Origin of the sequence: Kitasatospora sp. NPDC056531 (genome assembly GCF_042794375.1) — a bacterium.
GTDB lineage: Bacteria > Actinomycetota > Actinomycetes > Streptomycetales > Streptomycetaceae > Kitasatospora.
Genome location: NZ_JBHTTU010000003.1, coordinates 250,621 through 258,753, shown reverse-complemented (window position 1 = coordinate 258,753; position 8,133 = coordinate 250,621). Strand labels below are relative to the sequence as shown.

Sequence of the window (8,133 nt, the reverse complement as noted above, 5' to 3'; positions counted from 1 at the left end):
AGCCCGGGGTCCCTGGGTTTGTAAGCCAGGGAGGGGGGGGGGGTTTCCCCGGGGGGTCCGGTTCGGGGAGGGGTGGGGGGGGGGGGGGGGGGGGGGGGCCCCAACCCCCCCCCCCCCCGACCGTCATTCGGCCCGACGGACCCCCGTCCCGTCGGGTGCCTGATCACGGGCCCGCCCATCGTCGGAGCGACCGCCCGCACATCCCCGCCGTCAGGACGACCGGTAGTACGTCTCGATCGGCCCGCGCGCCTCCTCGAACAGTGCCGGACCGTCCTGCGGCACCACCGGCCAGGCACCCGACTCCGGGTTGAGCTCGACGAGTTGCTCGGTCGCCAGCGCGTACACCACCCGTCCGAGCCCGGAGCGGACGAGCGCCCCCGCGCACATGCCGCAGGGCTGGCAGCTGGTGTACATGGTCGTAGCGGCAGCCGCCTCCGGGGTCAGCTCCCGGGCGGCCCAGCGGGCGAGCTTGAGTTCGGGGTGCGCGGTGATGTCGTCGTCCCGCCGGACGGTGTTGTGGGCCTCGGCCAGGACCGTCCCGTCCGGTGCGGCCAGCAGTGAACCGTACGGCGCGTCGCCCAGTTCGACCGCCCGGGCCGCGACGGCGATCGCGCGCCGCAGCAACGCCTCGTCGGCAACCGTGATCATGGCTGTGCCTCCCCCTGGGCCTTCCAGTGCTCCGACACCGTCACCAGAGCCTGCCACGCCCGGTCGTACCGACGGGTCTCCTCCGGGTCCCCGTGGTACGGATCCAGCACCACGGCCTCGGCGCCCAGCTCGCGCAGCTCCGCGAGGTCGCCCATCACCTGCTCCAAGTCGCCGACCCCGGCGGGCCGTTCGGGATCGTCCACCGGCGCGTTCGTCAACCGCAGCGCGATCCGCGGCGCGAACCCCGGCAGCTCGTGCTCCGCCAGCACCGAGCGCATCCGCGCGATCGGCAGCCGCAGCGGGTGCCAGGCGTCGCCGAACTTCACCGCCCGGCGGAGCGCCGCCTCGCTGTGCCCCCCGATCCAGACCGGCGGCGCGGCGGTGTCCTGCCGCTGCCAGGTCTCCCGTATCGCCCCCAGGTACTCGTCCGCCAGCCGCCCCCGCGCGGCGAACGGCACCCCGAGCGCGGCGAACTCCTGCCGCGCCCAGCCGACTCCGACGCCGAGCACGAACTGCCCGCCGCTGAGCCGGTGCAGGCTGTCCGCCATCCGCGCCACCAGCAGCGGGTGGCGGTACGGCAGCACCAGCACCGTCGTCCCGATCCTCAGCCGCCCGTCGGTCACCCCCGTCAGCCACGACAGGGTCGCGAACGGGTCGTAGAACGGCTCCGGGTAGCGCTCGGCCACGTCCGCGGTCACGGCCACGTGGTCCGACACCATCAGCAGGTCGAACCCGAGGTCCTCCACCACCACCGCCCATGCGTGCAGCACGCCGGGGTCGGTGCCCGGTCCGAAATTCGGTACGTTGACGCCAAGTTGCATGCCCCGAGGCTATTCCCGGGCACACCCCGCCCGGAACAGGATCCTCCCGGTGATCACTGCCGTCCGCCGCGAATCTCCCGGTAATATCGCCCGGTGACCGCGAACCTCGACGACACCGACTGGGCGATCATCGACCGGCTCCAGCAGGAGGCCCGGATCTCCCTCAGCGAGCTGGGCCGCCGGGTCAACCTCAGCCCCTCCGCCACCACCGAACGGGTGAGGAACCTGGAGTCGCTGGGCGTCATCACCGGCTACCACGCCACCGTCGACCTGGCCAAGGTCGGCTACCCGGTGCTCGCCGTCGTCCGGCTGAAGTACCCGGGCAACCGCCACCAGCCGCTGCACCGCGTGCTCGCCGACCGCCGCGAGATCCTGGAGTGCCTGCGCACCACCGGCGACGACTGCTACACCCTGAAGGTGGCCGCGACCTCCATGGAACACCTGGAGACCCTGGTCGACGAGCTCGCCGGCTTCGGCAGCACCACCACCAGCGTCGTCTACAGCCAGACCCTCCCCCGCCGCGGCCCCTCGCGGCCCTGACGGTCAGCCCACCGGTAGGACCGCCCCGGCCGGCACCGGCAGCGGATCCCGAACCGGTCGGCCCGACGCCGGGTCAGTCCTCCAGGTCCGCGAGGAAGTCCACCGCCGCCGCCCAGGCGCGCTCGGCGGCCTCCTCGTCGTAGTCGGGCAGCTCCGGGTCGGTGAACAGGTGCCCGGCGCCCTGGTATCGGTGCACCTCGACCTCCGCTCCCGCGCGCCGCATCCGCAGGTACCAGGCGTTCAGCCAGTCCTCCGGCTCGTACGGGTCCGGGTCGGCCATGTGCAGCTGGACGGGGATCGAGGTCGCCGCGTCCTCCCGCAGGTCGGAGGTGCCGTGCAGGAGCAGCAGGCCGCGAGCCTTCTCGTCCGCGAGGGCCAGGTTCTGCGCGATCGCGCCGCCGAGCGAGAAGCCGGCGTACACCAGCCCGCCCTCGGAGAGCGGGGCGACGGCGGTGACCGCGCGCTTCAGCAGTTCGTCGCTGCCGCCGATCTCCTCCTGGTAGGCGCGCGAGGCCTCGGAGTCGTCGAAGGTCCGACCCTCGAACAGGTCCGGGGTGTGCACGGTGTGCCCGGCGGCGCGCAGCCGGTCTGCGGCGGCGTGCACGGCCGGGCGCAGGCCGTGGGCGGAGTGGAAGAGGACGAGCTGGGCCACGGTTCGGGGTCCTTCACCAGACGAAATCAGGTACCCACCCATGATCCCCCATTCCCGCCGACCCGCCCGGTCGCACGGCCCGACGACCTGACGGCCCCCGGCGGCCGTACGCCGCCGGGGGGCCGAATGCCGGTCAGGCCTGCGGGGTCCAGGCCGCGACCAGGTCGAGCAGCCCGGGGAACCGGGCGTTGAGGTCGTCCACCCGCACGTGGCTGCGGCGCTCCAACCCGTACTGGCGCTGGCGCGTCACCCCCGCCTCACGCAGCGCCTTGAAGTGGTGCGTGAGCGAGGACTTGGGACGGTCGAAGCCGAACCAGCCGCAGGAGTGGTCGAAGTCCTCGGACTCCAGCAGGAGTTTGCGGACGATGGTCAGCCGCAGCGGGTCGCTGAGCGCGCCCATCACGTTCTCCAGGCGCAGCTCCTCGACGGCCGGCTCGGCGAGCGGTTCGGGCAGATCGGACGGCTCCGGAAGCACCTTGAAGACGGGTGCGTCGGCCGTGGTCGTGGTCATAGGCAGCTCCTCAACTCCTCATAACCCGGTTCCTATGCTGTACGACTTTCATCGTACTGCATGCTAAGTTCGACTCGACTCGTACTGCTGGAGAGCCAACAGTCAGATCGGGAGGAACCGTCATGTCCGAGACCAGGACCGCACCCGTCCAGGCCGTCGAGGAGGTGCAGCGCACCGCCAAGGCCACCACCACCCCCGCCGCCGCCAAGCCCGCCGCCCCGCTGTGGTGGGTGTGGCTGGCCGCCTGGCCGGTCACCGCCGTCTTCGTCCTCTCGAACGCGGCCACGCCGCTGTACGTGCTGTGGCAGCACGACATCGGCTTCTCCAAGGGCACCCTGACCGTGGTGTTCGCGTTCTACATCGTCGGCCTGATCGGCTCGCTGCTGGTCTCCGGCGTGGTCTCGGACCGGATCGGCCGCAAGCCCGTCCTGCTACCGGCACTGGCACTCGGACTCGCCGCCTGCCTGATCTTCGGAACGGCCACCAGCGTCGCCGCGCTGATCGTGGCGCGACTGTTCACCGGCATCGCGGTCGGCGCGGTCGTCTCGGCCGGCATGGCCGCGGTCACCGACGTCGCCGGGCCCGAGCGCAAGCGGATCGCGGCCCTGCTCGCCTCCTGCGCGATGGTCTTCGGCGCCGGCCTCGGCCCGCTGCTCGCCGGTGTGCTCTCGGAGCTGGCCCCCGGGCCGACGGTCACCGTGTTCATCGTCGAGGCCGTGGTCCTGGCCAGCGCCGTCCTGGTCGTCCTGCGGATGCCGGTGCGCCGCCCCGAGAACCGCGGCAAGGGCTCCTGGATCCGGGTGCCCGGTGTCCCCGGCGGCAACGGCCGTCAGCTCGCCCTCGGCATCGCGGTCTTCGCCCCCGGCATCACCGCCACCTCGTTCGTGCTCTCGCTCGGCCCGTCGCTGCTGTCCGGCCTGCTCGGCACCACCAACCGGATCGTCGCCGGCGCCATGGCCTTCGTGATGTTCCTCGCCGCCACCGGCGTGCAGTTCGCCGTCCAGAAGCTGCGCCGCCGCACCATCCTGACGGCCGGCGCGGTGAGCACCATGCTGAGCATGGTCGCGCTGATCATCGCCGTGCACTCCGAGGCGGTCGCGGTCCTCGTCATCGCCGCGCTGCTGGCCGGCGCCGGCCAGGGCATGGGCCAGCTCGGCGGCCTGTCGCTGCTCAACTCCACCGTCGCGCCGCAGCGGCTCGCCGAGGCCAACGCCGCCCTCAACGTGGGCGGTTACATCCCGGCCGGCATCCTGCCCGTCTCGGCCGGCTACCTCAGCGACGCGGTGGGCCTGACCAACGGCGCCACGATCTTCGGTGCCGTGCTGACCGCCATCGCAGTGATCGGCGGCCTGGTGGTCCTGTCCACCAAGCGCAACGTGACCGACCCGGCCTGACCGGCCCGTACGAGACAGCACGCCCTCCCGGGGGACGGTGCACCGGCTGCCCAGCGGTGCACGGTCCCCCGGGCGTCTGCCGTTTCCGGCCGACGGACGTCCACCACGGTCACGGCAGACGCCCGCCCACCGCGTCCCCGGAGGGCGGACGTCCGCCGTTCACGGCAGAGGGGCTCTGCGGACGGAGCCGGCTCACTCCGTCCGCAGGGCCCGGAACAAGAGAGCGCTCAGATCTCGCCAACGTGCTACCACGTCGGCCCGTCCACTGAGAACGTCGGAGACATGCTGCGAACCGAAGAACGCGGACACCAGCGAGCGCGCCGCGTGCCCCGGCACGACGTCGGCGCGCACCTCGCCCGCCTCCTGCGCGGAGGTCAGCAGGGACTCCAGCAGGGAGACCCAGTCCACGTACGGGGTAGGCAAATCGGCGTCGATCTGCGGCCGTTCGATCTGCAGCCGGGCACCGGCCTGAACGAGCACGTCGTCCTGGAACGCGACGGCCGCCCGGTCCAGCATCCGGGCGGCGGTCTCCAGCGGACCGAGCTCCTCCCGGGCGACCTCATCGAGCAGTTTCGGCCAACGTGCGTAGTGCTCCTCCACGATCGCCACGGCCAGGGCTTCCTTGGTCGGGTAGTGGAAGTACACGGCGCCCTTGGTCATCTCGACCCGGTCGGCGACGTCCTTGACCGACGTCTGGCGGAAACCCCGCTCGGTGAACAGCTCGGCGGCCCCCATCAGGACCCGCTGCCGGGTCCTGGCAGAACGCTCCTGTTTGGGATCGGAACCCCTTCGAACTGGGGTTTTGGGTGGGGCAAAGGCGATGGCTTGCGGCTCCGGCATGTGGGGAATTCTCCGTCGTCGGTCGGCATGGCGCCGTATCGGGTGGGCAGGGTGTCGCGGGTCGCTCGTGTTCGGTCGTGTTCGATGACAAAAAACTTACCCCTCAAGATTCCTTCCTGAAGGTATATTTCTCGGCGTCGCCACGTGCCGCGTCGGGACGATACCGGCGCATGGGCTGGCACGGCGAGCCAGGAGGGGGATCTGCACATGCATGTCATGCCTGGACTTGGACTGATAACCGGCCGTCCGGGGCCGGAGCACCACTGGAAGGCCATGGAGTTCGAGCGCTGCGTCCCGCGGACGTCCGTCCACAAGGCGGCCGACGTGGAAGTCCTGCTCACGGACTCGCAGCGGCTCGGCCCCGACCGGTTCGCGGTCGCCGCCCGCTGGGACCGCGACCACTACCTCGCCCACCACGGCGGCCCCGCGGCCGACCCGGTGATGCTGGCGGAGACCACCCGCCAGACCGCCATCCACCTGTCCCACCGCTTCCTCGACATCCCGTACGGCATGCCGTTCGTGCTGAGCGAGGCCTCCGTCGACCTGTCCGAAACGCTCCCCCCGGTGGGGCCGGAGCACCTCTCCGTCGGGCTCGACGTCATCTGCCGCGGCCCCGCCGAGGGCGCCCGGCGCCTGCGCCTGGAGCTGGAGGCCGACGTCCTGGTCCGGCACCGCGTGATCGGTAGAACCCGGCTGCGCTGGGAGCCGATGGAGCCCAGCCGCTACGCCATGCTGCGCCGGCGCGGCGGCGGCGAGCCCCTGCTGTCGCCGCTGCCCGAGCCGCCCCGGATCCCGCTGTCGCCGGCCACCGTCGGCCAGGTCGCCGAGCGGGACGTACTGATCGCCGCCGACCCGATGCGGGCCAACGCCTGGTGGCTGCGACTGGACCTGGACCACCCGGTGCTGTTCGACCACGAGTCCGACCACGTGCCGGGCATGGCGCTGGTCGAGGCGTTCCGGCAGGCCGGCCGGGTCGCCGCCGCGGACCGCCGGCCGGGCGCGAGCGGCGTGGCACTGCTCACCGTGAAGTTCACGGCCTTCGGCGAGCTGGACGCACCGGTGGCGATCACCGCCGAGCCGACCGGCTTCGGCCACGGCGTCTTCACCCTGCGCGCCCACCAGGGCGAGCGGGAACTCGCCAACGCCACGGTCCGCTGCGGCGTGGCCGAGCCCGCCCGCACCCTGCTGGGGGCGGCGTGCTGACCACCCTCGGGAACACTTCCGGGCCACTTCCCCGGCGACCCGAGTGACCGTCCGAGCGCTCACCGACCCGACCACCCCCCGGACCACCTCCCGGGCGACCCAAGGGGCCACCGACCTGACCACCCCGCTGACCACCGACCTGCCGGCCGCCGCCGAACCGCTGGACGGCCGGAACACCACCGGCCCCCAGGAGGCGTTCAGCCTGCTCACCAAGCTCGCGCTGCACGACGCCCCCACCGCCGAGGAGCAGCGCGGGCTCACCCCGCAGGTCGCCGCCGCCCTGGTCGACGCGGGCTTCCCGCGCCACTTCGTCCCGTCCCGGTGGGGCGGCACGGCCGGGAGCTTCGCCGGACTGCTCGCCGACGCCTCGGCCGTCGCGCAGGCCTGCGCCGCCACCGGCTGGTGCGCCGCGCTGTTCGCGGCGCACGGCCGGCTCGCCGCCTACCTGCCCGAGCAGGGGCAGCGCGACCTGTGGGCGCAGGGCCCGGACGTCCGGATCGCCGCCTCGATCGTCCCGCCGCAGGGCCGTGCCACCGAGGTGGCCGGCGGCTGGCGGCTGGACGGCGAGTGGCGCACCGCCAGCGGGGTCGACCACGCGGAGTGGGTGCTGCTGGCCTCCTGGACCTTGGGGCCGGACGGCCTCCGGGAGCACCGGATCTTCGCCGTGCCGCGCGCCGAGCTGACCGTCCTCGACACCTGGGACCCGGTCGGCCTGCGGGGCAGCGGCAGCAACAGCGTGGCGGGCGACGGCATCGTCGTCCCCGAGCACCGCTCGTTCACCCTGAGCGCGCTGCTGAGCCCGCTGCCCGACGCGGCCCGCTGCCACCGGGTCCCCTACCCGATGGTCGCCGGGCTGATCTTCGCCGCGCCGGTGCTCGGGGCGGCCCGGGCGGCGCTGCAGGCCTGGACGGACGAGTGCGGGCCGACCGCGCCGGGCAAGCCCGGCCGGAGCCTGCTACTGGCCGCCACATCCGCGCGGATCCACGCGGCGGGCTTGCTGCTGGAGTGCGCCGCCGACCGTGCGGACCGCGGCGCGGTCACCCCCCTCTCGGTGGCCGAGAACCGCCGGGACGCGGCCACCGCGGCCGCGATGTGCCGGGAGGCGGTGGACGAGCTCTTCCACGCCTCGGGCATGCGCGGCCAGTCCTCGGACAGCCGGGTGCAGCGCGCCTGGCGGGACGTCACGACCGCCGCCGGGCACGGCGCCCTGGACCTCGAAACGGCGGCCGGGGCGTACGCGGAAGCGGCCCTGGCGAGCCGGGGCGGGCGATGACGGCACCGGCCCTGCGGTTACGCCCCGCGCTCGCGTTCTTCGACGTGGACGAGACCGTGATCGCCGAGAAGAGCCCGGTCGCGTTCTGGCGGTACTGGCGGGACCGGCACCCCGGCCGGGGGGGGGGGGAGACCCCCCCCCCCTTTTTCTCGAGCTTGTCGGCCCCCCCACCCAAAAAAAAAAAACACCCACACCCCCCCCAGCCCCCCGGCATGTTCCCTCTTCCACCCCACGCCAACAAGGAGCAACCT

General features: G+C 73.0%; 9 protein-coding genes. 4 read left to right on the top strand and 5 right to left on the bottom strand.

Annotated features, from left to right (window positions below):
• Window positions 1-210: 210 nt before the first annotated feature.
• Both ACFQ87_RS05865 and ACFQ87_RS05860 read right to left on the bottom strand, forming a co-directional pair.
• The gene (locus tag ACFQ87_RS05865) at window positions 211-648 is read right to left on the bottom strand and encodes a nucleoside deaminase (protein ID WP_380609330.1); all 438 of its coding nucleotides are present in this window, start codon (window positions 646-648) and stop codon (window positions 211-213) included.
• A complete protein-coding gene (locus tag ACFQ87_RS05860; RefSeq protein WP_380609329.1) occupies window positions 645-1,469 on the bottom strand; it encodes an LLM class flavin-dependent oxidoreductase in 825 nt (274 codons plus the stop codon). Before ACFQ87_RS05860 ends, ACFQ87_RS05865 begins: the two co-directional genes overlap by 4 nt.
• A gap of 93 nt (window positions 1,470-1,562) precedes the next feature.
• Here ACFQ87_RS05860 and ACFQ87_RS05855 point away from each other — a divergent pair, with 93 nt between their 5' ends.
• Window positions 1,563-2,009, top strand: a complete 447-nt coding sequence (locus ACFQ87_RS05855) for an Lrp/AsnC family transcriptional regulator (RefSeq protein ID WP_380609328.1) — start codon at window positions 1,563-1,565, stop codon at window positions 2,007-2,009.
• 73 nt (window positions 2,010-2,082) lie between these two features.
• Here ACFQ87_RS05855 and ACFQ87_RS05850 read toward each other — a convergent pair whose 3' ends face one another.
• Window positions 2,083-2,661, bottom strand: coding sequence for a dienelactone hydrolase family protein (locus ACFQ87_RS05850; RefSeq protein ID WP_380609327.1), 579 nt, complete (start codon window positions 2,659-2,661; stop codon window positions 2,083-2,085).
• A gap of 133 nt (window positions 2,662-2,794) precedes the next feature.
• Window positions 2,795-3,172, bottom strand: a complete 378-nt coding sequence (locus tag ACFQ87_RS05845; RefSeq protein WP_380609326.1) for an ArsR/SmtB family transcription factor — start codon at window positions 3,170-3,172, stop codon at window positions 2,795-2,797.
• Between the two features lie 122 nt (window positions 3,173-3,294).
• On the opposite strand from ACFQ87_RS05845, the gene ACFQ87_RS05840 reads away from it, so the two are divergent.
• The gene (locus ACFQ87_RS05840) at window positions 3,295-4,566 is read left to right on the top strand and encodes an MFS transporter (RefSeq protein ID WP_380609325.1); all 1,272 of its coding nucleotides are present in this window, start codon (window positions 3,295-3,297) and stop codon (window positions 4,564-4,566) included.
• Window positions 4,567-4,758: 192 nt separating this feature from the next.
• Here ACFQ87_RS05840 and ACFQ87_RS05835 read toward each other — a convergent pair whose 3' ends face one another.
• A complete protein-coding gene (locus tag ACFQ87_RS05835; RefSeq protein WP_380609324.1) occupies window positions 4,759-5,406 on the bottom strand; it encodes a ScbR family autoregulator-binding transcription factor in 648 nt (215 codons plus the stop codon).
• A gap of 216 nt (window positions 5,407-5,622) precedes the next feature.
• Here ACFQ87_RS05835 and ACFQ87_RS05830 point away from each other — a divergent pair, with 216 nt between their 5' ends.
• Together ACFQ87_RS05830 and ACFQ87_RS05825 are read left to right on the top strand one after the other, a co-directional pair.
• A complete protein-coding gene (locus ACFQ87_RS05830; protein ID WP_380609323.1) occupies window positions 5,623-6,609 on the top strand; it encodes a ScbA/BarX family gamma-butyrolactone biosynthesis protein in 987 nt (328 codons plus the stop codon).
• Window positions 6,610-6,652: 43 nt separating this feature from the next.
• On the top strand, window positions 6,653-7,882 hold the full coding sequence (locus ACFQ87_RS05825) for an oxidoreductase (RefSeq protein ID WP_380609322.1): 1,230 nt from the start codon (window positions 6,653-6,655) through the stop codon (window positions 7,880-7,882).
• The last annotated feature ends 251 nt before the right edge of the window (window positions 7,883-8,133 follow it).

What these genes read in the sequence shown, in the direction of transcription:
- ACFQ87_RS05865 (WP_380609330.1), bottom strand. Translation starts at nt 648, where the DNA reads ATGATCACGGTTGCCGACGAGGCGTTGCTGCGGCGCGCGATCGCCGTC.
- ACFQ87_RS05860 (WP_380609329.1), bottom strand. Translation starts at nt 1,469, where the DNA reads ATGCAACTTGGCGTCAACGTACCGAATTTCGGACCGGGCACCGACCCC.
- ACFQ87_RS05845 (WP_380609326.1), bottom strand. Translation starts at nt 3,172, where the DNA reads ATGACCACGACCACGGCCGACGCACCCGTCTTCAAGGTGCTTCCGGAG.
- ACFQ87_RS05840 (WP_380609325.1), top strand. Translation starts at nt 3,295, where the DNA reads ATGTCCGAGACCAGGACCGCACCCGTCCAGGCCGTCGAGGAGGTGCAG.
- ACFQ87_RS05835 (WP_380609324.1), bottom strand. Translation starts at nt 5,406, where the DNA reads ATGCCGGAGCCGCAAGCCATCGCCTTTGCCCCACCCAAAACCCCAGTT.
- ACFQ87_RS05830 (WP_380609323.1), top strand. Translation starts at nt 5,623, where the DNA reads ATGCCTGGACTTGGACTGATAACCGGCCGTCCGGGGCCGGAGCACCAC.